Here is a 22,794-nt window from a genome sequence, read left to right on the forward strand (position 1 = left end):
CCGTCAGGCGCTTCCCGCGCGGTCGGCCCGCCAGCGTGCTCGCTGACGCGCCAGCGGTCCGAGCAGATGGCTGATTTCGGCGACCGACAGAACCTGATCGGGGCTATCGAAATTCAGGGCGTTCATCGGCATTTGCGGCGCTTCGGCCTGCGCGGGATGTTGCACGATGCTCATTCCGCCCGCCGCCTTGATCGCCTGCAAGCCCCGCGTTCCGTCGCCGCCGCCGCCCGTCAGCACGACGCCCACGACGCGTCCGTGAAAGCACGCCGCCGCCGATTCGAAGAGCGGATCGGCCGCCGGGCGCACGTGATGGACCTTGGGACCGTCGTCGAGCGCGAGATGGCCGTCAGCCGATACCACGAGATGACGGCCCGGCGGCGCGAGATAAATGCGTCCGGGCTCGATGCTTTGTCCGTGACGCCCGTATTCCACGGTGAGCGACGTATGCCGCTGGATGCACTCGCTCAAAAGACGCGGCCCTGTCATTCCCGAATGGAGCACGATCAGAAGCGAGCCTTCGTAGTCGGGATCGAGCGCACTCACGAGCCGGCATAGCGCCTTGAACCCGCCCTGCGAAGCTGCAACGACTGCAATGTCGCGTCGCACCGTCATGCTTGTCCTTGATTGTCTCTGAAGTTTTCTCCGTGGACCTAGCAAAGAAGATGCCGCGCGCCCGGATGACCGGCGACGGGCGCGCCTGTTTCAACGAACGCCGGCTTCTTCCAGCAGCCATTCCTTGAACGCGATCACGGGCGCATGGGCCGCGCTTTCCGGCCGATGCACGAGGTAGTACGCCAACTCGCAACTCTGGACGATATCGAACGGCTTGACGAGGCGGCCTTCGGCCAGATCGCGTTCGACGAGCGTCGTGCGTCCGAGCGCCACGCCGTAACCGGAAATCGCGGTTTGCAGGCCCATCGCGGAATCGTTGAGCTGCAGTCCGCGGTCGGTATCGATGCGGTCGCGGCAGCCGGCATGCAGCAGCCACGAACGCCACGTCGGGAAGAGACCGGCGCCGGTCATCGACGTATCGTGGATGAGCGGATGATGTTGCAAATCGGACGGCGCTCCGAGCGCGTGCTCGCCTTCCATCAGCGCCGGGCTGCATACCGGAAAAAATTCGTCGCGCAGCAGGAACGTAGAGACGAGGCCCGCCCATGCTCCCGCGCCGTAGCGTATGCCGACGTCGATCCGTTCGGCCGTGAAGTCCGTGAGGCGGCCGCTCGTGTCGATCCGCAGGTCGTAGTAAGGATGTCTTCGCTGAAAGCGTTCGACGCGCCAGAGCAGCCAGCGATCCGCGAAAGCCGGCGGCACGGTCAGCGTAAAGACGATGCGCGACTTGCTGGCCTTCAGCCGTTCGACGGCACTCGACAGCAGATCGAAGCCGCCTTGCAGATCCGGCAGCGCAGCGCGGGCAGCGTCGGTCAATGTGAGACGCGACGGTCCCGATGCCGATCGATGGAACAACTCGATATCCAGATAGCTTTCGAGTCCGCGAATCAGTTGGCCGACCGCGGCCGGCGTGACGTTCAACTCGTCCGCCGCCGCAGCGTAGCTCAGATGCCGCGCGACCGCCTCGAAGGCTCGCAGTGCGTTCAGATTGCTGGGCGCTCGCATGTTTCGTCATTCAGCCGTGGGATCTCGTGAATGTACAGAATCATGGTGACGCGTGCATCCGCCATCGAAGGCGATGCGTCAGAGCTGCGTCAGTCCGCCATCCACGACGACTTCGGTGCCGGTCACGAACGATGCATCTTCGCTCGCGAGAAAAAGGGCGGCACGCGCGACTTCCTGTGCTTCGCCGAAACGCTTGAGCGGCACGGCGGCTTCGATGGCCGCGCCCGCATCGGCGAGTTCCTTGTCCGACAAGCCCAGTTTCGTGTGAAACGGCGTGGCGATCGGGCCGGGGCTCACCGCATTGATGCGAATGCCACGCGGCGCGAGTTCGGCGCCGGCGGTGCGAACGAGCGAACGCAGCGCGGCTTTCGTCGCGGAAAGAATGGACAGTCCCGGCGTGCCGGTTTCATTCAGGAACGAAGTCGTGACGACGATTGCGCCGCCCTTCGGCAGATGCGGCGCCGCCTTCTGGATCGTGAAGAACACGCCGTTGAAGTTGAGCGAGAATTGCGCTTCGATCTGTTCGGGCGTCACGGCTTCGAGCGGCGCGGCCTGGCCGGCTCCGGCGTTGGCGAACACGATGTCGATACGGCCGTGGCTCTCCACGATATCGACGATCGCGCGATCGATCTGCGCCGGATCGCGCGAATCAACTTTGAGCGCGATCGCCGAATCGCCGAGAATCCGCGCTGCTTCGTCGAGCCGGCTTTGCGTCGTGCCGGTGAGGATGACCGTCGCCCCTTCCTTCTGAAACAGCTTGGCCGCTTCCAGTCCGATTCCCGACGTGCCGCCCGTGATGAGCGCGACTTTGTTCTTCAGTTTCATGGCTTGCTCCTTCGATCGATGTTTGAGGTCAGGGGCTTTCGCTTGATTGCGCTGCCCGGTGACTCAACTATCGGCGAGAGGCCCGACACCGGCAAACGAGAAGATCTGCCAACGCGGAGAAGAAAAACTTTTCGGGTGTTGGAGAGGCGCAAGCGATCCTGATGCGCGCGGATCGCGTGGGCGCAGCGGGCCGATAGGCCAGCCGAGTTCGATTCTCAGGCCGCGGCGTCCGAGTGCGCTCACGTATGCCAGCGCCCGTGAATGCGTCAACGAAAGCAGATTCGCGCGCTCATGCCTCGATGCCGAGCGGCGCGAGCACCTTGCGCATGCGCTCGATCGCGAGCGCCGGATCGCGCAGCAGACGCGCCTGATCCGCGAGCCGGAACACATCCGCGAGATAGGCGGGCGGGCGCATGCCGTGATGTCCGCCCGGCATGAAGAAGTGATCCTGAAAGCCGTTCAGATACGCGAGAAAGACCACGCCCGTCTTGTAGTACTGCGTCGGTGCGCGAAAAATGTGGCGCGACAGCGGGACAGTCGGCGACAGCAACGCATGAAAGGTGTCGAGATCGTCGTTTGCGAGTGCGGCGAGCGCCTGCGACGCCGCTGGCGCGATCGCATCGAAAATGCCGAGCAGCGCGTGCGAAAAGCCGTGCTCGTCGCCGGCGATGAGACTCGGATAGTTGAAGTCATCGCCCGTGTACATCTTCACCGATGACGGCAGGCTTCGGCGAAACGCGATTTCCTTCGCGTCGTCGAGCAGCGAGATCTTGATGCCGTCCACCTTCCCGACGTTCTCGCCGATCACGTCGAGGCACACGCGCGCCGCGCCTCGATGATCGTCCGCGCCCCAGTAGCCTTCGAGCTCGGGATCGAACATCTCGCCGAGCCAGTGAAGGATCACCGGCTGATCGCACATCGCGAGCACTTCCCGATAGACGCGCCGGTAATCGTCCGGCGTGCGCGCGACTTTTGCGAGCGCGCGGCTCGCCATCAGAATGACGCGGCCGCCCACGCGTTGCACGGCTTCGAGTTGCTGCCCGTAGGCGCGGATGACATCATCGCACGTCGAGATATCGCGCGGCGCGACATGATCCGTGCCGCAACCGGACGCGATGCGCGCGCCGGGAATGTCGCGCGTGCCCTCGATCGTGCGCGTGATCAGTTCGAGCGCGCTCGGCCACGGCAAGCCCATGCCGCGTTGCGCGGTATCCATCGCTTCGGCGATACCCAAGCCTTGCTGCAACAGATAGCGCCGATAGTCGAGCGTGCGCGCCCAGTCGATGGCGGGCGTGCCGTTCAGTTCGCCCGCGCGCAACGGATCCGCGACGACGTGCGCCGCCGAATACGCGATGCGGTTGAAGGGCGCGGCGGGCGTGCGTACGTCGAGCGGCACGCCTTGCAGACGATATGTCTCGAGTGTGCCGGATGCGGTCGGGAGCGTGATGGTCGAGTTCATGTCGGATCAGTATTTGGTGACGAGCAGGCCGCCGTCGACACGGATGGCCTGGCCAACGCTGTAGGGCAATCCGCCGGTGGCGAGCGTGCGCACGGCGACGGCCACTTCCTGCGGCGTGCCCCAGCGATTGATGGCGGTGAGACCTTGCTCCATTTGCTGGTCGTAGCGTTCCTTCGACGGCGCGGTCATCTCGGTCGCGATGAGTCCCGGCTGCACTTCATACACGCCGATGCCGTGCGGCGCGAGCCGCAGCGCGAACAACGTGTTCGCCATCGAAAGCCCGGCCTTCGATACGCAGTATTCGCCGCGCAACGGCGACGCCGCGACTGCATTCGACGACGTGATCGTGATGACGCTCGGATGCGCCGCGACGCTCGCGCGCGTTCGAGCCAGCATGTGCTTCGCGAACGTCTGCATGAGAAAGAACGTGCCGCGCGTATTGACCGTCATGCAGCGGTCGAAACTTTCCGGCGTGACGTCGAGCAGATCGCCGCGCGACATGACCGAGACGCCCGCGTTGTTCACGAGGCAGTCGATCGTGCTTTCGAGCCGCGCTTCGATATCGAGCAGCATCGGGCGATGGCTGTCGATATCGGCGAGATCGTTGATGACGGCGATGGCGCGCGCGCCGCTTGCCTCGACATCGCGCACGGCCTGATCGAGTTCATCGGATGCGGCGATATCGGTGAGGGCGATATCGAAGCCCGCGCATCCGAGTTCGATGGCGATCGCGCGTCCGATGCCGCGCCGGCTGCCCGTGACGAGCGCAATGGGCCGCGCGCTCACAGCGATGCTCCGTTCGCGACGAGATCGCGCGCGATGATCGTGCGCTGAATCTGATTGGTGCCTTCGTAGATCTGCGTGATCTTCGCGTCGCGATACAGCCGCTCCACTTCATAGCCGCGAATGTAGCCGCTGCCGCCGAATATCTGCACGGCGTTCGCGCTGTGCTTGACGGCGGTGTCGCCCGCGAAGCATTTCGCCATCGAACAGGCGATGCTGGCGCGGTCGCCCGTATCGAGACGCTCGGCCGCGTCGTGCACGAGCAGGCGCGCGGCCTGAATGTCTTTCGCCATGTCGGCGAGCATCCACTGCACGCCCTGAAATTCGGCGATATGGCTGCCGAACTGCTTGCGCGTCTGCGCATAGTCGAGCGCGGCTTCGAGCCCCGCCTGCGCGATGCCGACCGCCAGCGCCGCGATGCCGACACGGCCCTTGTCGAGCACGCTCATCATGATGTGAAAGCCGCGTCCTTCTTCGCCGAGCAATGCATCGTGACGCAGCTTCACGCGATCGAAATGCAGCTCGCCCACTTGCGACGCGCGCTGGCCCATCTTGTGTTCCTTCGGTCCCTTCGACACGCCTTCGAGATCGCAATCGACGATGAAGATGCTCATGCCGCGCTTGCCCGCGGCGGGATTCGTGCGCGCGAGCACGAACGCGACATCCGCGACGGGCGCGTTGTGAATCCACAGCTTCGCGCCGTTCAGCTCCCAGCCTTCGGCGGTGCGCGTGGCCGTCGTGCGAATGCCGGAGACGTCGGTGCCCGCATCGGATTCGGTGATGCAGTACGCGGGCCGCAGCGCCGCGCGCAACAACGGCTCCATGTACTGCGCGCGCTGCGCCTCGGTGCCGTGCACGCTCAGCAACGTGCCGACGAGTTCGAGCAGGCCGCATTGATCCGCCACCGACGAATAGCCGCGCGACAGTTCTTCCATGACGAGCGCGTACGCGGCGGCATCGAGACCCGCGCCGCCGAATGCTTCCGGCACCGTGATGCCGAAAAGCCCGAGCTCGCCCATCTGCCGATAAACCTCCGCCGGAAAGCGCTCTTCGCGGTCGAGTTCTTCCGCCAGCGGACGGATGACTTCCTGCGCGAAACGGCGCGTCGTGTCGCGAATCTGTTGATGTGTTTCCGAGAGTTTCATGCCGTCTCCGATCGATATGAAAAGGCCCGCAATTTGCATTCGGCCGACCCGTTCAGATAAACCGGAGCGCCTCGCAGAAGACCTTGAATTACGTGGTTTCGTGTGCCGGCATTCGCAGCAAGTAACCATCTGGTGGGTTATTTAAGACCAACGAAACGCCGCTGTCAACGTGTTTCGCGGCCGATGAAAACGGAGGATGACTTGAGCAAGTGGATGCAGGCCGCCGACGCGGTGCTCGCGCAACTTGAGGCGCGTTTCCTTGGCGACCGGGCACTCGCGCGATCTGACGATCGTTCGTGCGCTCTGCATCGGCGATGGCAAGGGCAGCGGGCTAGGCCGCCTGGCTCACGAGGGAAGGGTCAGGCGTGTGAGCGGCTTCTCGCGGCCGCATAAGCGGCGCGAACGTATTCGCTATTTGCGGATGGTCCGCAGCACCGTGTCGATGTTGAAGGCGAGGCGCGCATCGAGCGCTTCCTTGTCCATGAAGTCGAAGTCGAAGATCAGCCCGCTCGTAAAACGGTTGGTCAGATAGTAGTAGCTGATGCCGGCCATCGTGATGTGCAGCTGCCGCGGATCGATGCCGCTGCGAAATGCGCCCGATGCGACGCCGCGATCGAGGATGCGCTGCAGCATCGACGTGAAGTTCTGATGGAGTTCCATGAAGCGCGCGGACTTCTTCACGTGACGAGCCTTGTGAAGATTTTCGTTGCTGACGAGGTTCAGGAATTCCGGATGACGAAGGTAGTGGTTCCAGGTATGTGTGACGAGGGCGGCGATCGCATCCTCGGGTGACAGATGATCGAGATCGAGTTTTTGCTCGGCGGAACGGATGTCGGCGTAGACATCCTCCAGCACCTCGAGGAACAGGTTCTCCTTACTGCCGAAGTAGTGATAGATCATCCGCTTGTTGGACTTCGCGCGGGCCGCAATGGCTTCGACGCGAGCGCCATCGAGACCGAGTTTCGCGAACTCCTTCTTCGCCGCTTCGAGAATGCGGGCGCGTGTGACTTCGGGATCGCGCTGTCTGGGTTGGCGAGTGGCGGTAGCCTTCGTGGCTTTGGCGGATTTCGCGGCCGCTTTTTCTGGCGTGGTCGCAATGGTCATGGGGTTCTCATGCACAGAAGTCCGGGAGCCGGCCAATGCCGGCGGTCTGGCGACGACTATAAACCAAAACGTTCGTCTTAAGAGAGTAACCGGGTAGTGCATGGAATGAGGCAGACAGGGTGACGACGAGTGAATCGAAAGCAGCCCTGAAGCTCCCGCGCGAGGCGATACCCACCGCGATGTATATCGACGGCAGGCATCACGCGAACGCGGAGTGCGAATTCATCGCGCGCAAGCGTTCAGGCCATGGCGTGCCGGTGGCGGCGACGGCGCGCCCGCGGCCGCACGTCGATGGGCCATGCTCTCCAACGTCAAACTTCGCTGCGCTTCAGAAGATAATCGAGACCGCCTGCGCGAAACCATCGATAGCCATACGGCTCCAGCACGACCGTATGCTGTCCCTTCGCATCGCCCTGACTATGATCGTCGGATAACAGATTGACCAGCACGTCGTTCTCTCCAGCGCCGAGGCCGACCCGAAACTTCACGGTGCACGCCGCGGCGCTGAAGTTATGCAGGCAGACCACCGAGTTGTTTCGCCAGTCGTAACGCAGCGCAAGCACGTCGTCGCGCGATGCCTTCAGAATCGCGAAGTCGCCCCAGCTTATCTCGGGCACTTCCTTGCGCATCCGGATCATTCTCTCCATCCAGTTCAGCAGCGAGTCCGGATCGCGGCGCTGGCTCGCGACGTTCACACGTTCGTAGCCGTAGGGTCCGCCAGAAATCACCGGGCAAACGGGACGCGCGTGCTTCGTGAAACCGGCATGCGGCTCCGTCGACCATTGCATCGGCGTTCGCACGCTTTCGCGCTCGGGCAGGCGCAGGTCGTCGCCCATGCCGATCTCATCGCCGTAGCGCACGACGGGCGTGCCCGGCAGCGTCAGCATCAGGCTGTACGCAAGCTCGAGCCGACGACGATCTCCGTCGAGCATCGGTGCAAGACGACGGCGAATGCCGCGCTTGTACAGTTGCATGTCCGGTTCCGGGGCGAACGCCGCGAACACGGCTTCGCGCTGCGCGGGCGATAGACGGCCAAGATCGAGTTCATCGTGGTTTCGCAGGAATACGCCCCACTGCGCGGTTGCGGCGCGCGATTTCGTCGCGTCGAGCGCGTTCTTCAGAGGCGTGGCGTCGGCGCACGCGAGCGCATGAAACGTGTTCTGATTGACCTGGAAGTTGAACATCATCTGCAATCGCTCGCCCGCGTCGCCGAAGTATTTCATGTCGGTGTCGGGCAGCACGTTCGCCTCCGCGAGAATGATCGCGTCGCCCTGACGCCATTGCAGGAACTCGCGAAACATACGCAGCATGTCGTACTGTTCAACGGGCCGCTTCACCTGTGCGCCCTTGGCGGCGATGACGAACGGGACCGCATCCATGCGAAAGCCCGAAACGCCGAGCTGAATCCAGAAGCCCATGATCTTCAGCAACTCCGCCTGCACGAACGGATTGGATGTATCGAGGTCGGGCTGAAACTCGTAGAAGCGGTGGAAGTACCACATGGCCGCTTCCTTGTCGTAAGTCCACGTCGTCTTTTGCACGCCGGGGAAGACCACGCCGTCCTTCGCGTTGGCCGGCCGCTTCTTCGACCAGACGTACCAGTCGCGATATTTCGAATCGGGATCGCGCCGCGCCTCACGGAACCACGGATGCTGATCCGACGTGTGATTCACGACGAGATCGATCATCACGCGCAACCCGCGTTGACGGCACGCGTGCGTGAACTCCGCGAAGTCGCCGAGCGAGCCGTATCGCGGATCGACGTTGTAGTAATCGCTGATGTCATAGCCGTTGTCGCGGCCAGGCGACGGCTGGAACGGCATCAGCCAGATGGTGGTGATGCCGAGCCCCTGAAGATAGTCGAGCCGCCGCAGCAAGCCCTGAAAGTCGCCGACGCCATCGCCGTTCGCGTCCATGAACGTGCCGACGGACAGGCAATAGATGATCGCGTTCTTGTACCAGAGGTCGTTGACCATACCGATCGCGTGAAGTCGATGAAGGGCGAACCGGGACGGTGCGCCCCTGCATTGCTTATTGCATATGCTTATTGCTTCTTCGCGGCATCGACCTTCGCTTCGGCCGCTTTCTTGTTCGCGTCGTTCTGGGCTTCGACCTTGTTTTCATCGGCCTTGGCCTGCGCTACGTTCGCATTGTGGGCGGCGTCCTGCTTCTTCCTGTCGGCCTTCGCCTGGGCATCGTGCATCTTCTTGTTGGCCTTGCTCTGCGCGTTGGCCGCGTCGTTTCGGGCGCCCGATGCCTCCGCAGCCGTGGTCGCCTTCGCGCCCTTGGCGGCCTTCTTGTCGGCATCGGCCTGAGCGGAAGCCTTGTCTTCGTCCGCCGATGCCTGTGCCTTGGCCGCATCGCTCCGAGCTTCGGCCTTCTTCTTGTTCGCCGTCGCCTGCTCCTCCATCTTTTCGCTGTTTGCCTTCATTTGAGCCTTTTGCGCGTCCGAGGCATCTGCGGCGACTGCCGCGTGCTGAAACGCCGTCGTGGCGAGGAGTGTGGACGCGATAACAGCGATGAGCTTTTTCATGATCGATATCTCCTGTACATCTGTTTTTGAATGACTGCTCCCGACGCGGCGGGCTAACGGCATCGCCGATCAATGAAGTTCGCTTCAGAGTTCCGGGGGCACGTTGCGATACGTTGCGTCGTCCCGCTCGAAGCGTTGCCAATAGGGCGGCCGGCTGTAGTACCGGTGAATCGAGTCGGCCCACGAGCGATCTGCCATCGATGGCCACGCATCCTTGTCGAAGCCGGGCGCGCTCTTCACTTGTTCCGTGGTCGCTGAAATCCGAAAGCACTTGTTGTTGGTATCCAGCGTCAAGGCGCTCCATGGAATCGCGAGCAGCTTGTCGCCGATCCCAAGGAAGCCGCCGCTCGAAAGGACCGCATACGCGATGCGTCCGGATGTGACGTCGAGCATGATCTCCTTGATCTTGCCGACATCGTCTCCATCGGAACTCAGTACGTTGTTTCCATCCAGCGTGCTCGCGGCCATGACGTCGGGGCCCGGACCATCCGCGGTCTCGGCGCCTTTCCCGACAATGTTCATCTGGCTTGTATCGACTGACATGATTTGTCTCCCAATGAGCCGACGTTCGACATCGGCATGTCGTTATCGACGCAAAGAACGTTCCGCATATTGGGAGACTGCTTTCGTACGACCGTCGGATGTTTTGCGACTGGATGCTTCTCAGTTCGCCGCGGGACGGACCGTTGCAGTCAGTGCTCCAGTCAGCGTGCCGTCACGCGAATGAGCCTTGCTGCCGGACCTTGATTGATGGGCGCGTCTGCGCTATCAGCGGCGACGCGCCACTTCGGGAACGTGCCGGAGCTGTCGACTTGCCACGCATCACCCGCTTCATCGACGTAGATCGCGCTCGCGCGTCCCTTGGCAGCCGATGTCCTGCGCGCACGCGGCGCATCGCGGTCGAATGACCGGCTGCCCAGCTCGTTGAAGACCGTCGCAAGCGGGCGGTCTGCCTGACCCGACTCGCTGAGCGGAGCGGCGAGCGGTCCTGCGGGCGCGCGCAGCACTGCTTCGGCAGGCTTGCGACCAGCGAGGATCGCGGAGAGCAGCGCCGACGGACCAGTCCAGGCCGATGCTTCGGAAACCTTATCGTCTGCACGCTTCGCGGATGCCGCACCCGGTGAATCGAGCGTGAGCGGCTCGCTCGCGTTGTCGATCTGCACGACGAGGATGACGTGCCAGTCGTCCGGCGTGTTCCTGTAGCGCGGCGCGAGCGACACGAGACGCAAGCGCGCGATGTCGAAGCCCGCGTCGCGCAGCAGCAGATATTTGGCGACGGCGAAATCCTTGCACACGCCGCTTTCGATGAAGAAACGCGCCGGCGCGTAGTAGCTGCCATCGGTTCCGTCGCGGTAGCGGATCTCGTTGACGAGCGCGTCGGCGAGCAGCGCGGCGGAGCGATCGCCGGTCTTTGCGCGCGCGGCCTTGACCTGCGCAACGAGCCGAGTCCATCCGGCGGGTTCGCGCATCTGATGGATGCGCAGCGCTTCGCGCAGGCGCTGCACGCGGCCGATCGCATCCGATGATGGCTCGAGCTTGCTGTCGGCAAGGGGCAAGAGAAAGATCAGGTCGCCGACCTGCGCGAGCTCCGGGCGCATCTTGCGGTTGGCTTCCCACCATGTGCCGGTGCGCAGGCGCTCGATGCCGGCTTTGAGCGCATGAGGCGTGGCCGTATCGTCAGGAACCGCGACATGCGCGCCGGATGCGGCTACGTTCGCTGCGCCCGCGACGACGGGCAAAAGAAGCGCGGCTGCCAGCGAGCACTGGAGAAAGCAGACAAGCAGTCGGGCGAGTGGCATGGGCGGACTCCTGACAACCGTACCGCGCGCCAATGCGCCCGGTGACTGGAAGCCGCTCATGCTGTTCAGTATCAATGGCAACGCGGGCTTTGACCCAACATTGCATGCGACGTGCCAATTTTCAGTGGCACGCCAGATCGTTGATTAGACGAGACATTGCGATCGTGAACGGGAATGCCGCAAGTCCGCGGTGATGGCCGCCGACCAACTGCCGCGCGATATCTGTTGCCGTCGCGCGGACATTCCGGCGCGCGCGCATAGACGTGGCGGCCAATCTGGCCCCGTCATCCATTCACGATAATTAATCCAAACCGAAATTTTTAATAACTTTCCCTTATATTTTTTCTCGCGCACGATGCTCACACTGTCCACTCTCGATACCACTTGGAGGAAAGCGCGGACGTAGCAGGAAACGACGGCACACCTCGATCGCGTGCCCGTCGAGCGAAATCGTTGGCTCAATACACGCGCCACTCGCGCGCGTCAATCGGCTTTCCCCCTGCACGCCCGTCTCGCAAACAAACCTGACGCATCGGCTTTTCAGCACGACATCAAGCGCCGAACGAGCGCAATGACACATAACGGAGACAGACATGGTGAGCGCAGATACGACGGTGGCCGGGCAGTCGCACGGGCGTCGTCAGAACAGGTGGGTGCAGTTGGTCATCGGCATCGTCTGCATGGGGCTGGTCGCCAATTTCCAGTATGCGTGGACGTTGTTCGTCATGCCGATGGACGCAAAGCACCATTGGGGGCAAGCGGCGATTCAAACCGCCTTCACGATCTTCATCGTGACCGAAACGTGGCTCGTGCCTGTCGAAGGCTGGCTCGTCGATAAATTCGGACCGCGCCCGGTGGTGATGGGCGGTGCGATCTTCGCTGCGATCGGCTGGATCATCGACGCCCATGCCACCACGCTCATGCATCTGTACATCGCCGCAGTCGTTGCGGGCATCGGTGCCGGCTGCGTGTACGGTACATGCGTCGGCACGGCGCTCAAGTGGTTCCCGGACAAACGCGGTCTCGCGGCCGGCCTGACCGCGGCGGGCTTCGGCGCGGGCGCGGCCGTCACGGTGATTCCGATCTCGAACATGATCCAGAGCTCAGGCTACGAGCATGCGTTCATGTTCTTCGGCATTCTGCAAGGCGCCGTCATATTCGTGCTTGCACTGTTGCTCGTGCGGCCGAATCCGCCGAAAGGCATCGTGCCGGCCAAGCGCATCGTGGCGACCAAGATCGACTACACGACCGGACAGATGGTGCGAGCGCCCATCTTCTGGGTGCTCTATGCGATGTTCGTCGCGGTGGCGGCGGGCGGTGTGATCGCCACTGCGCAATTCGGGCCGATCGCCAAGGAATACGGCTTCGCAAGTTTGCCAGTGAGTCTGTTCGGCGCGACCTTGCCGCTGCTCGCGATGACCTTGTCCATCGACAATCTGTGCAACGGCTTCACGCGCCCGCTATGCGGTTTCATCTCGGACAAGATCGGTCGCGAAAACACCATGTTCATCATCTTCCTGGGCGAAGGCGTCGCGCTGCTGGGGTTGATGCAGTTCGGGCAGAACCCCTACATGTTCATGCTGTTCGCGGCGCTGACCTTCCTGTGTTGGGGCGAGATATTCTCGATCTTCCCGGCGACCTGCGCGGACACCTTCGGCAGCAAGTACGCCGCCGCCAATGCAGGAACGCTATACACGGCCAAGGGCACGGCTTCGATGATGGTGCCGCTCGCGTCGGTGCTCGCGTCGCTCGGTTCATGGAACGCCGTGTTCATCGCTACCGCGATCACGTCGATCGCGGCGGGCGTGTGCGCGAAGTTCGTACTCGCGCCAATGCGTCGCCGATGGATAGAGAACACGGTCACGCAGGCTTCGCCGCAGTCCTATATCGACTTGCCCTTCCAGACCGACTGGACGGACGCGCCGAGCAAGTCGTCGACGCGATGAATCCCGCCTGCTGATACCGAAGCGACGCGTTTCAAGCGCACGCTGTCGCGCGTCATCCGCAAGAGCTGCGCATTCGATTTGAAAAAAGAAAGGCCGCGTGACAGATGTCCGCGGCCTTTCTTTCTTTAGCGGTGCCGCGCCTGATCTGATGATCGTCAGCGCGTTGACACCGAAACATCTCATCTAAGGGTTCATCCCGATCCCGAACAGCAAACTAAGCTTTGACAAATTCTGTATCTAATATCTAGTATATCACCAACATAACCGGCCCTCTGGGGGAGACAAATGGCAGACGTACTCGAGGCAAGAACACAGGAAGCCGCCGAAGTTCAGGCGCCGCAATTGACCGACGGTTTCCATCTCGTCATCGACGCGTTGAAGCTGAACGACATCGATACGATCTTCGGCCTCGTCGGGATTCCCATCACCGACCTCGCGCGACTCGCTCAGGCCGAAGGCATGCGTTTCATCGGCTTTCGCCATGAGCAGCATGCGGGCAACGCAGCCGCGATCGCGGGCTACATGACGCAGAAGCCGGGCATCTGCCTGACGGTGTCGGCACCGGGCTTCCTGAACGGACTCACGGCGCTCGCCAACGCGACCACCAATTGCTTCCCGATGATCCTGATCAGCGGTTCGAGCGAGCGTGAAATCGTCGATCTGCAGCAGGGCGATTACGAAGAGATGGATCAGCTGAACGCGGCGAAGCCGTATGCGAAGGCCGCCTATCGCGTGCTGCATGCGGAGGACATCGGCATCGGCATCGCGCGTGCGATCCGCGCGGCCGTGTCGGGCCGTCCGGGCGGCGTGTATCTCGATCTGCCCGCCAAGCTGCTGTCGCAGACGATGGACGCGCTCAAGGGCCAGCAATCGCTCATCAAGGTGGTCGATGCCGCGCCGCGTCAGTTGCCGTCGCCGGATTCGGTGAAGCGCGCGCTCGACGTCATCAAGGGTGCGAAGCGTCCGCTGATTCTGCTGGGCAAGGGCGCAGCGTATGCGCAGGCCGACGCGCAGATTCGCGAACTGGTGGAGAAGAGCGGCATCCCGTATCTGCCGATGTCGATGGCCAAGGGCCTGCTGCCGGACACGCATGCGCAATCGGCGTCGGCTGCGCGGTCGTTCGTGCTGCAGGAAGCGGACTGCGTCGTGCTGATCGGCGCGCGTCTGAACTGGCTGCTCGCGCATGGCAAGGGCAAGACGTGGGGCTCGGCGCCGAAGAAGTTCGTGCAGATCGATATCTCGCCGACCGAAATCGACAGCAATGTCGCGATCGCCGCACCGCTGATCGGCGACATCGGCTCGTGCGTGGCGGCGCTCGTCGAGGGCATCGGCGCGGATTTCCCGAAGCCGTCCGTCGAATGGACGGGCGCGATCAACGAGCGCAAGAACAAGAACCTGGAGAAGATGGCCGCGACGCTCGCGAAGAATCCGTCGCCGATGAACTTCCACAGCGCGCTGCGCGCCATTCGCGACGTGTTGAAGACGCGCCCGGACATCAACGTCGTCAACGAAGGCGCGAATACGCTCGACTATGCGCGCAGCATCATCGACATGTACGAGCCGCGCAAGCGCTTCGATTCCGGAACGTGGGGAATCATGGGCATCGGCATGGGCTTCTCGATCGGCGCCGCGGTGACGAGCGGCAAGCAGGTCGTCGCGATCGAAGGCGATAGCGCGTTCGGCTTCAGCGGCATGGAACTCGAAACCATCTGCCGATACGACTTGCCCGTCTGCACCATCGTGTTCAACAACAACGGCGTGTATCGCGGCACCGATGTGAATCCGACCGGCGGCAAGGACGTCGCGCCGACCGTGTTCGTGAAGAACGCACGCTACGACAAGATGATCGAGGCATTCGGCGGCATCGGCTACAACGCGACGACGCCCGAAGAGCTCACGCATGCGCTCGAAGAAGCGATCAAGTCGGGCAAGCCGACGCTCATCAACGCAGTGATCGACGAAACGGCCGGCACGGAGAGCGGTCGCCTGACGAATCTGAACCCGCAAAGCGCGGCATCGAAAAAGTAACCAAGACTAGCCACCCAGGAGAAATTCGTGAGCAAGAAACCACTCGAAGGCATCAAGATCATCGACTTCACGCACGTTCAGGCGGGTCCCGCATGCACGCAGATGCTGGCCTGGTTCGGCGCCGATGTCATTAAGGTCGAGCGTCCCGGTTCCGGCGACGTCACGCGTAACCAGCTGCGCGACATTCCGGATGCGGATGCGCTGTACTTCACGATGCTCAACAGCAACAAGCGCTCGTTGACGCTCGATACGAAGCAGCCCGAAGGCAAGGAAGTGCTCACGAAGCTCATCAAGGAATCGGACGTGCTGGTCGAGAATTTCGGGCCGGGTGCGCTGGACCGGATGGGCTTCTCCTGGGAGAACATCAGCAAGCTGAATCCGAAGATGATCGTGGCGTCCGTCAAGGGCTTCAGCGACGGCCATCACTACGACGATCTGAAGGTCTACGAAAACGTCGCGCAATGCGCGGGCGGCGCGGCATCGACGACGGGCTTCTGGGACGGCCCGCCGACCATCAGCGCGGCGGCGCTCGGCGACAGCAACACCGGCATGCACCTCGCGATCGGCATTCTCACGGCGATCATCGGCCGCCAGCAAACGGGCAAGGGACAGAAAGTCGCCGTGTCGATGCAGGACAGCGTGCTCAATCTGTGCCGCGTGAAGCTGCGCGATCAGCAGCGTCTCGATCGCGTCGGCTATCTCGAGGAATATCCGCAGTATCCGCACGGCACGTTCAGCGACGTCGTGCCGCGCGGCGGCAATGCGGGCGGCGGCGGTCAGCCGGGCTGGGTGCTCAAGTGCAAGGGCTGGGAAACCGATCCGAACGCCTACATCTACTTCACGATTCAGGGGCACGCATGGGCGCCGATCTGCCGCGCAATCGGCAAGGAGCAATGGATCGAGGACCCGGACTACATGACGGCCGAAGCGCGCCAGCCGCATATTTTCGATATCTTCGGCAAGATCGAAGAATGGCTCGCCGACAAGACCAAGTTCGAAGCGGTCGATATCCTGCGCAAGTTCGATATTCCGTGCGCGCCGGTGCTGACGATGAAGGAACTCGCGAACGATCCGTCGTTGCGTGCGAGCGGTTCCATCGTCGAGGTCGATCACAAGGTGCGCGGCAAATATCTCACGGTCGGCAGCCCGATCAAGTTCTCGGACCTGAAGCCGGAGATCACGGGCTCGCCGCTGCTGGGCGAACATACCGAAGAAGTGCTGCTCGAACTCGGCTATAGCAAGGAGCAGGTAGCGCAAATGAAGGAAGCGCGAGCTGTCTGACGCGCTTGAAAAGGTAACCGCTGCCGTCCACGAAAGCCCAAGACGGCAGCGGCCCTTCAGAAATCAGTCTCGATCGATACCCAAGCATGGACGACACAATGACCCCCACGATCGACTACGAACAACTCGTCAATGCGATCGGCGATGCCGTGATCGTTTCGGATGCGAGCGGCGCGATTACGCTATGGAATCCGGCGGCGCAACGCATGTTCGGCTTCACCCAGAGCGAAGCTTTGGGGCAGTCGCTCGATCTGATCATTCCGGAGCGCCTGCGCGGTCGTCATTGGGACGGCTATCACAAGACGATGGCGACCGGCGAGACGCGCTATGGGCACGATCTGCTCAAGGTTCCCGCCGTCGATAAGGCCGGACGCGCGATGTCGATAGCGTTCACCGTCGCGCTGCTGCATTCGCCGCAAGGCGAGCTGACCGGTATCGTCGCGATCATCCGCGATGAAACGGCGCGGTTTCAGGAAGAGCGTGCGCTCCGCAAGCGTATCGCCGAACTGGAGGCGAAAGTCGACGCCTGATGATTCAGCGATTCAAAGTATAAAAAGCACCATAGAGATAACGGCTCGCGTCCGCGCAACAAAAGGCGCATGAACGCAGCTCAAGGACGAAGCGGCCACCCATCCCACCGGCCGCTTCGCTCGATGCCCGTATACGCGGCTGACCGACCAGACACTGACCATTATTCGTATCTCGCGCCAGCTTTCTCGCTGATGCGAGGTTTGGCATGCTCGCCAGCCGAATGCAGGCGCGCGCCACTGAAGAATTGAAACCGTCGATTGGGAATTTAGTCATGCCAATGATGATTGCTGTGCCACGGGAACGCTTTCCCGGGGAGCGTCGTGTCGCGTTGACGCCGGAAGTAGTCGGGCATCTGCTGAAGCTCGGATTTGAAGTGAGCGTCGAGGCCGGCGCGGGCGAGCTTGCCGCATTCTCCGACGATGCCTATCGCGCTGCGGGTGCGCGAATCGTGGAGAATGCGCCGTCGCTCTATGCGGACGCGCATATCGTCGTGAAAGTGCGTGCGCCTTCCATTGCGCCCGTGGGCGATGAAGTCGAGTTGCTGCGCGAAGGATCGACGCTCATCAGTTTCATCTGGCCGGCGCAGAACGAAGCGTTGTTGACGCGCCTCTCTGCGCGCAACGTCACCGTGCTCGCGATGGACTGCGTGCCGCGCATCTCGCGCGCTCAAAAGCTCGATGCTTTGAGTTCGATGGCCAACATGGCGGGCTATCGCGCGGTCATCGAAGCGGCGCACCAGTTCGGCCGCGGCTTCATGGGACAGATCACGGCGGCGGGCAAGATCGCGCCCGCGAAAGTGATGGTGATCGGCGCGGGCGTCGCGGGACTGGCGGCGATCGGCGCGGCGCGCAGTCTCGGCGCGATCGTCCGTGCTTTCGATACGCGGCCCGAAGTGCGGCAGCAGGTGGAAAGCATGGGCGCCGAGTTTCTCGAACTGGACTACGTCGAGGACGGCAGCGGCAGCGGCGGCTACGCGAAAGAGATGAGCGCCGAATTCATCGCGGCTGAAATGGCGCTGTTCGCCGCGCAGGCAAAAGACGTCGACGTCATCGTGACGACCGCGCTGATTCCGGGCAAGCCCGCGCCGAAACTGATCACCGCCGACATGGTGCGCAGCATGCGCCAAGGCAGCGTGATCGTCGACATGGCGGCGGAGCAGGGCGGCAACTGCGAGCTGACGCGGCCGGGCGAGGCGGCATCGATCGAAGGCGTCACGATCGTCGGCTATACGGATCTGCCATCGCGCATGGCAACGCAATCGAGCCAGTTGTACGGCACCAATCTGCGGCATCTTCTGACCGATCTGACGCCGCAGAAGAACGGCGAAATCACGCTCGATACCGATGACGAAGTGATGCGCGGCGTCACCGTCGTGCTGCGCGGCGAGGTGAAATGGCCGCCGCCCAAGAAGCCGGAGCCCGCGATTGCGCCGCCCGCTGCCGCAAAGCCCGCTGCAACGATTGCCGTGACCATCGAACAGAAGCGTCGCGCGGGATGGATCGGCGTGGCCGGGCTCGTCATCGCGGCTGCGTTGCTTGCCGCGCTCGGCGCCGTTGCGCCGCCTGCGTTCGTCGCGCACTTCACGGTGTTCGTGCTGGCGATCTTCGTCGGCTTTCAGGTCGTGTGGAACGTGACGCCCGCCTTGCACACGCCGCTGATGAGCGTGACCAACGCGGTCAGCGGAATCATCGTGACGGGGGCGCTGCTGCAGGTCGGCACGCCGGATCATCTGGTCGCGATTCTCGCGGGCCTCGCGATCCTCGTCGCGACAATCAATATCGCTGGCGGCTTTCTCGTCACTCAACGCATGTTGAACATGTTCCAGCGCTAAGGAGATCGACATGCAAACTGGAATCGGAAGCATCGCCTATCTGGCGGCGAGTGTGCTGTTCATCCTGAGCCTGCGCGGGCTCAGTCATCCATCGACGGCGCGGCGCGGCAATCTCTATGGCGTCGCCGGCATGGCGATCGCGATCGTCACCACGCTCTGGCTCAACGGCGGGGAAGCGCTGCCGGCCGTCGCCGCGCTGATGGCGATCGGCATCGCGGGCGGCGCGATCCTCGCGCGGCGCGTCGAGATGACGCAAATGCCGCAACTCGTCGCGGCATTGCATAGCTTCGTGGGTCTCGCGGCCGTGCTGGTCGCCATTGCGAGCTACCTGTCGCCGGCAGCCGGCGCGGAATCGGACAGCGCGGCGCAGTCGGTCCACAACGTGGAGATCTATCTCGGCGTGTTCATCGGCGCGGTAACGTTCACGGGGTCCATCGCCGCGTTTCTGAAGTTGCAGGGCGTGGTAGGCGGCAAGCCGTTGCTGCTGCCGATGCGGCACACGCTGAATCTCGTCGGCGTGTTCGCGTGCATCGCGCTCGGCTATGTGTTCCTGACAGCGCCCGACGCCGATGTGGGCATCAGCTCGCTCTTGACGATGACCGTCATCGCCGCGCTGATCGGCGTGCATCTGGTGATGGCGATCGGCGGCGCGGACATGCCGGTGGTCGTGTCGATGCTGAACAGCTATTCGGGCTGGGCCGCCGCCGCGACGGGTTTCATGTTGAGCAACGATCTGCTGATCGTGACCGGCGCGCTGGTCGGGTCGAGCGGAGCGATTCTGAGCTACATCATGTGCCGCGCGATGAACCGCAAGTTCCTCTCCGTGATTCTCGGCGGATTCGGCACGGCGACCTCGACCGCTTCGAAGACGATCGAGGGTGAAGTCGCGCCGGTCACGGTCGATGAAGTCGGCTCGCTGCTGCGCGATGCGTCGGAAGTCGTCATCGTGCCCGGTTACGGCATGGCGGTCGCGCAGGCTCAGGCGACGATCAGCGAGATCGCGAAGAAGCTGCGCAGCAAGGGCGTGAACGTGCGATTCGGCATTCATCCGGTGGCGGGCCGCTTGCCGGGGCACATGAACGTGCTGCTCGCGGAGGCGAAGGTGCCCTACGACATCGTCCTGGAGATGGACGAGATCAACGACGACTTTTCCAACACGGATGTCGTGCTGGTGATCGGCGCAAACGACATCGTGAATCCTGGCGCGCTGGAGGATCCGGGCAGTCCCATCGCCGGGATGCCCGTGCTCGAAGTGTGGAAGGCGCGCACCGTGGTCGTGTCCAAACGAAGCATGGCGGCAGGCTACGCCGGCGTCGACAATCCGCTCTTCTATAAGGAAAACACGCGGATGCTCTTCGGCGATGCGAAGGGCAGTGTCGATGCGTTGCTCAGTCATCTTGGCGCTTGAGATAGGGGTTTAAACGATGAAGATCTGTGTGTATGGCGCCGGAGCGATCGGTGCATATATGGGCGCGCAACTGGCGTCGGCGGGCGCGGACGTGAGCTTCGTTGCGCGTGGTCCGCATCTCGCGGCGATGCAGGAAAACGGTGTACGGCTGCAAATCGATGGCGGGGAACGTGTCGTCAAGGTCAGATGCGCGCCGGATCCGCGCGAGCTGGGTCCGCAAGACTACGTGATCATCGCGTTAAAAGCGCATTCGGTGCCGGGCGTCGTCGGCCAGATCCAGACTTTGCTCGGCCCAGAGACGGCTATCGTCACGGCCGTCAACGGCATTCCGTACTGGTACTTCTACAAGCATGGCGGCGAGCTGGAAGGCTCCACGCTCGACAGCATCGATCCCGGCGCGAAGCAATGGAACGCGCTCGGACCGGAGCGTGCGATCGGTTGTGTCGTGTATCCGGCGGCGGAAGTCGTCGCGCCGGGCGTGATTCGCCATGTGTACGGCAAGAAGTTCCCCATCGGCGAACCGAATGGAGAGCGCAGCGAGCGCGTTCAGAAGCTGCATGAAATCATGAGCGCGGCGGATCTGGATGCGCCCATTCGGGAGCGTATTCGCGATGAAATCTGGCTGAAGCTCTGGGGCAATCTCTGCTTCAATCCGATCAGCGCATTGACTCATGCAACGCTCGATGTCATTACGAGCAATCCGGCCACGCGCGCCGTGTCGAAAGCGATGATGCTGGAGGCGAAAGCGATCGCGGATCGCTTCGACGTGCATTTCCGTGTCGATGTCGAAAGACGTATCGACGGTGCGGGTGCGGTCGGCGCGCACAAGACGTCGATGCTCCAGGATCTCGAGGCCAACCGGCCGATGGAAATCGATCCGCTCCTTACCGTCGTCCAGGAAATGGGGCGTCTCGTCGGGCAGCCGACACCGACGATCGATACGGTGCTCGCGCTCATCAAGCTGCGAGGACAGATGGCGGAGCCTTCGCTTCAATCGGCGGGACAATCGACCCCCGTGGCCGAGAAGTCTTCGCGGACGGGCTTAACAGCAGTAGCCAGCGCGTAATTGCAGCGTAGCGACACGTCGGGCAGGCCTGCCCGGCGTTTCAAGGCGCGAGTGCGTTCGAGAATCGCGGGTCGCCGAGATACGCGACATTGAAGCGAAACCACGGCGAAACGATGTTCGCGTGCGCGGAAAAAATCGTCCCCGGCGCGAGGATCACGTGCTTGCCGAGCATCTCCTTCGCGAACGCTATCGAATCGTCGTGCGCGGGCAAACGCGCCCATAGATAAAGACTCTGATCGCTGACCTTGAAGATGGTCGCGCCAAGACGCGTCAACGCTTCGACGCCCGTCGCCGTCGCGCGTTTGAGGCGGTCCTGCAAGCGGTTCGTGTGACGCAGAAAGTGTCCGTCGCCGACGATCGCATCGAGCGTGCGCTCGCAGTATTCGCTGCTGCTTACGTGCGTGAGCATCTTCACGTCGGCGAGATCGCTGGCGAGATCGGCATCGCAGGCGAGAAAGCCCACGCGCAGCGCCGCCGACACCGACTTCGAAAAGCTGCCGATATAAATCGTGCGCCGCAATTGATCCAGCGCGCTGATGCGCGTCGCCGAGCGCGGCTTGAGATCGGCGAGGGCGTCGTTCTCGACGACGATCAGATCGTGCGCTTCCGCCAGTTGCAGAACGCGGTGCGCCTTCGCCGCGCTGATGTCCGTCGCGGTGGGATTGTGTCCGACCGATTGCGTGAAGAAGAGCCGCGGCCGATGCGTCTTGAGCCGCTCCTCCAGCGCCGCGATATCCGGCCCGTCGACCGCGCGCGGCACGCCGACGATATTCGCGCCCGACAGCTTCAGCTTGCCGAACAGCGCGTAATAGCCGGGATCGTCGACGAGCACGGTGTCGCCCGGGCGCACGAAGTAACGCACGACCATGTCCATCGCCTGATTCGCGCCGTGCGTGAGGACGATCTGTTGCGGCGCGGCTTCGATCTCATAGCCGGCGAGCTTTTGCTGCAGATGCTGACGCAAGGGCAGATAGCCGAAGCGGCTGCCGTAACGAAACAGCGACGCGACACCGGTTCGCACCACGCGCTGGTGGAAGTGATCGAGCCGCGTCTCTTCGAGCCATGCGACGGGCGGAAATCCCTCACCGAGATTGAGAAAGTCCGTCTTGCTCTGCAACTGTTCGCGCATGAGCCAGACCGAATCCATCGCGCGATCGAGCGTCGGCGCATCTTCGTCATGCTGCTGCGGCTTCGCCACGCTCGCGACGTAAAAGCCCGCGCCGCGTCGCGGCTCGATGAGACCGTTCGCCGTCAGCATGTCGAACGCGCTGATGACGGTGTTTTTTGCGCAGCCGTTCGCCTCAGCGTATTCCCTGATCGACGGGAGTTTGTCGCCCGCGCGCAGTACACCTTCGGTGATCTGTCTGGCGAGATTGTCCGCGAGTGTCGCAGACAGGCTCAGCTTCTCATGCCGCATCGTATCGACCTGTTCTGAAAA

19 protein-coding genes are annotated in these 22,794 nt (G+C 62.8%); 7 read left to right on the plus strand and 12 right to left on the minus strand.

Going from position 1 to position 22,794, the window contains the following annotated elements:
- Positions 1-3: 3 nt before the first annotated feature.
- From NCS00_RS26310 to NCS00_RS26360, 11 genes are all read right to left on the minus strand, one after another.
- Positions 4-612, minus strand: a complete 609-nt coding sequence (locus NCS00_RS26310) for a chemotaxis protein CheB (protein WP_250441396.1) — start codon at positions 610-612, stop codon at positions 4-6.
- A 90-nt stretch (positions 613-702) separates the two neighbouring features.
- On the minus strand, positions 703-1,617 hold the full coding sequence (gene gcvA, locus NCS00_RS26315) for a transcriptional regulator GcvA (RefSeq protein ID WP_175980192.1): 915 nt from the start codon (positions 1,615-1,617) through the stop codon (positions 703-705).
- Between the two features lie 78 nt (positions 1,618-1,695).
- Positions 1,696-2,442, minus strand: coding sequence for an SDR family oxidoreductase (locus tag NCS00_RS26320; protein WP_250441397.1), 747 nt, complete (start codon positions 2,440-2,442; stop codon positions 1,696-1,698).
- 289 nt (positions 2,443-2,731) lie between these two features.
- Positions 2,732-3,901: a dihydrodipicolinate synthase family protein gene (locus tag NCS00_RS26325; protein WP_250441398.1), complete on the minus strand. Its 1,170-nt coding sequence runs from the start codon at positions 3,899-3,901 to the stop codon at positions 2,732-2,734.
- A 6-nt stretch (positions 3,902-3,907) separates the two neighbouring features.
- On the minus strand, positions 3,908-4,687 hold the full coding sequence (locus NCS00_RS26330) for a 3-ketoacyl-ACP reductase (protein ID WP_008346475.1): 780 nt from the start codon (positions 4,685-4,687) through the stop codon (positions 3,908-3,910).
- Positions 4,684-5,829, minus strand: coding sequence for an acyl-CoA dehydrogenase family protein (locus NCS00_RS26335; protein WP_250441399.1), 1,146 nt, complete (start codon positions 5,827-5,829; stop codon positions 4,684-4,686). Before NCS00_RS26335 ends, NCS00_RS26330 begins: the two co-directional genes overlap by 4 nt.
- Before the next feature lie 411 nt (positions 5,830-6,240).
- The gene (locus tag NCS00_RS26340; protein WP_372492609.1) at positions 6,241-7,035 is read right to left on the minus strand and encodes a TetR/AcrR family transcriptional regulator; all 795 of its coding nucleotides are present in this window, start codon (positions 7,033-7,035) and stop codon (positions 6,241-6,243) included.
- Between the two features lie 209 nt (positions 7,036-7,244).
- Positions 7,245-8,909: an alpha-amylase family protein gene (locus tag NCS00_RS26345; RefSeq protein WP_250441400.1), complete on the minus strand. Its 1,665-nt coding sequence runs from the start codon at positions 8,907-8,909 to the stop codon at positions 7,245-7,247.
- Positions 8,910-8,977: 68 nt separating this feature from the next.
- On the minus strand, positions 8,978-9,466 hold the full coding sequence (locus NCS00_RS26350; RefSeq protein ID WP_250441401.1) for a hypothetical protein: 489 nt from the start codon (positions 9,464-9,466) through the stop codon (positions 8,978-8,980).
- A gap of 84 nt (positions 9,467-9,550) precedes the next feature.
- Complete coding sequence (locus tag NCS00_RS26355; RefSeq protein WP_008346482.1) at positions 9,551-10,009, minus strand: PRC-barrel domain-containing protein; 459 nt, start codon at positions 10,007-10,009, stop codon at positions 9,551-9,553.
- A 161-nt stretch (positions 10,010-10,170) separates the two neighbouring features.
- Positions 10,171-11,265 carry a transglutaminase-like domain-containing protein gene (locus NCS00_RS26360; protein ID WP_250441402.1) on the minus strand — a complete coding sequence of 365 codons (1,095 nt, stop codon included), beginning with the start codon at positions 11,263-11,265 and terminating at the stop codon, positions 10,171-10,173.
- A gap of 593 nt (positions 11,266-11,858) precedes the next feature.
- Between NCS00_RS26360 and oxlT the strand changes: the two genes are divergently transcribed.
- The 7 genes from oxlT (at position 11,859) to NCS00_RS26395 (ending at position 21,356) form a co-directional block, all read left to right on the plus strand.
- On the plus strand, positions 11,859-13,211 hold the full coding sequence (gene oxlT / locus NCS00_RS26365) for an oxalate/formate MFS antiporter (RefSeq protein ID WP_175980184.1): 1,353 nt from the start codon (positions 11,859-11,861) through the stop codon (positions 13,209-13,211).
- Between the two features lie 285 nt (positions 13,212-13,496).
- On the plus strand, positions 13,497-15,239 hold the full coding sequence (gene oxc, locus NCS00_RS26370) for an oxalyl-CoA decarboxylase (RefSeq protein WP_175980183.1): 1,743 nt from the start codon (positions 13,497-13,499) through the stop codon (positions 15,237-15,239).
- 27 nt (positions 15,240-15,266) lie between these two features.
- The gene (frc, locus tag NCS00_RS26375) at positions 15,267-16,520 is read left to right on the plus strand and encodes a formyl-CoA transferase (RefSeq protein ID WP_008346490.1); all 1,254 of its coding nucleotides are present in this window, start codon (positions 15,267-15,269) and stop codon (positions 16,518-16,520) included.
- Between the two features lie 98 nt (positions 16,521-16,618).
- Positions 16,619-17,050, plus strand: coding sequence for a PAS domain-containing protein (locus tag NCS00_RS26380; protein WP_008346492.1), 432 nt, complete (start codon positions 16,619-16,621; stop codon positions 17,048-17,050).
- A 272-nt stretch (positions 17,051-17,322) separates the two neighbouring features.
- Positions 17,323-18,882: a Re/Si-specific NAD(P)(+) transhydrogenase subunit alpha gene (locus tag NCS00_RS26385; protein ID WP_033536005.1), complete on the plus strand. Its 1,560-nt coding sequence runs from the start codon at positions 17,323-17,325 to the stop codon at positions 18,880-18,882.
- Positions 18,883-18,892: 10 nt separating this feature from the next.
- Complete coding sequence (locus NCS00_RS26390) at positions 18,893-20,290, plus strand: NAD(P)(+) transhydrogenase (Re/Si-specific) subunit beta (RefSeq protein WP_250441403.1); 1,398 nt, start codon at positions 18,893-18,895, stop codon at positions 20,288-20,290.
- Positions 20,291-20,306: 16 nt separating this feature from the next.
- Positions 20,307-21,356 carry a 2-dehydropantoate 2-reductase gene (locus NCS00_RS26395; RefSeq protein WP_250441404.1) on the plus strand — a complete coding sequence of 350 codons (1,050 nt, stop codon included), beginning with the start codon at positions 20,307-20,309 and terminating at the stop codon, positions 21,354-21,356.
- Between the two features lie 40 nt (positions 21,357-21,396).
- Here the strand turns inward: NCS00_RS26395 and NCS00_RS26400 are convergent, their stop codons facing one another.
- A complete protein-coding gene (locus tag NCS00_RS26400; protein WP_250441405.1) occupies positions 21,397-22,773 on the minus strand; it encodes an aminotransferase-like domain-containing protein in 1,377 nt (458 codons plus the stop codon).
- Between the last annotated feature and the right edge of the window lie 21 nt (positions 22,774-22,794).

The sequence above is a fragment of the Caballeronia sp. AZ1_KS37 genome (assembly GCF_023631165.1).
Classification (GTDB): domain Bacteria; phylum Pseudomonadota; class Gammaproteobacteria; order Burkholderiales; family Burkholderiaceae; genus Caballeronia; species Caballeronia zhejiangensis.

Coding starts and splice junctions, on each gene's coding strand:
- NCS00_RS26310 (WP_250441396.1), bottom strand. CDS start 612: ATGACGGTGCGACGCGACATTGCAGTCGTTGCAGCTTCGCAGGGCGGG.
- oxc (WP_175980183.1), top strand. CDS start 13,497: ATGGCAGACGTACTCGAGGCAAGAACACAGGAAGCCGCCGAAGTTCAG.
- NCS00_RS26390 (WP_250441403.1), top strand. CDS start 18,893: ATGCAAACTGGAATCGGAAGCATCGCCTATCTGGCGGCGAGTGTGCTG.
- NCS00_RS26325 (WP_250441398.1), bottom strand. CDS start 3,901: ATGAACTCGACCATCACGCTCCCGACCGCATCCGGCACACTCGAGACA.
- gcvA (WP_175980192.1), bottom strand. CDS start 1,617: ATGCGAGCGCCCAGCAATCTGAACGCACTGCGAGCCTTCGAGGCGGTC.
- NCS00_RS26350 (WP_250441401.1), bottom strand. CDS start 9,466: ATGAAAAAGCTCATCGCTGTTATCGCGTCCACACTCCTCGCCACGACG.
- NCS00_RS26340 (WP_372492609.1), bottom strand. CDS start 7,035: ATGCACTACCCGGTTACTCTCTTAAGACGAACGTTTTGGTTTATAGTC.
- NCS00_RS26320 (WP_250441397.1), bottom strand. CDS start 2,442: ATGAAACTGAAGAACAAAGTCGCGCTCATCACGGGCGGCACGTCGGGA.
- NCS00_RS26360 (WP_250441402.1), bottom strand. CDS start 11,265: ATGCCACTCGCCCGACTGCTTGTCTGCTTTCTCCAGTGCTCGCTGGCA.
- NCS00_RS26385 (WP_033536005.1), top strand. CDS start 17,323: ATGCCAATGATGATTGCTGTGCCACGGGAACGCTTTCCCGGGGAGCGT.
- NCS00_RS26345 (WP_250441400.1), bottom strand. CDS start 8,909: ATGGTCAACGACCTCTGGTACAAGAACGCGATCATCTATTGCCTGTCC.
- NCS00_RS26335 (WP_250441399.1), bottom strand. CDS start 5,829: ATGAAACTCTCGGAAACACATCAACAGATTCGCGACACGACGCGCCGT.
- oxlT (WP_175980184.1), top strand. CDS start 11,859: ATGGTGAGCGCAGATACGACGGTGGCCGGGCAGTCGCACGGGCGTCGT.
- NCS00_RS26400 (WP_250441405.1), bottom strand. CDS start 22,773: ATGCGGCATGAGAAGCTGAGCCTGTCTGCGACACTCGCGGACAATCTC.
- NCS00_RS26380 (WP_008346492.1), top strand. CDS start 16,619: ATGACCCCCACGATCGACTACGAACAACTCGTCAATGCGATCGGCGAT.
- NCS00_RS26395 (WP_250441404.1), top strand. CDS start 20,307: ATGAAGATCTGTGTGTATGGCGCCGGAGCGATCGGTGCATATATGGGC.
- NCS00_RS26355 (WP_008346482.1), bottom strand. CDS start 10,009: ATGTCAGTCGATACAAGCCAGATGAACATTGTCGGGAAAGGCGCCGAG.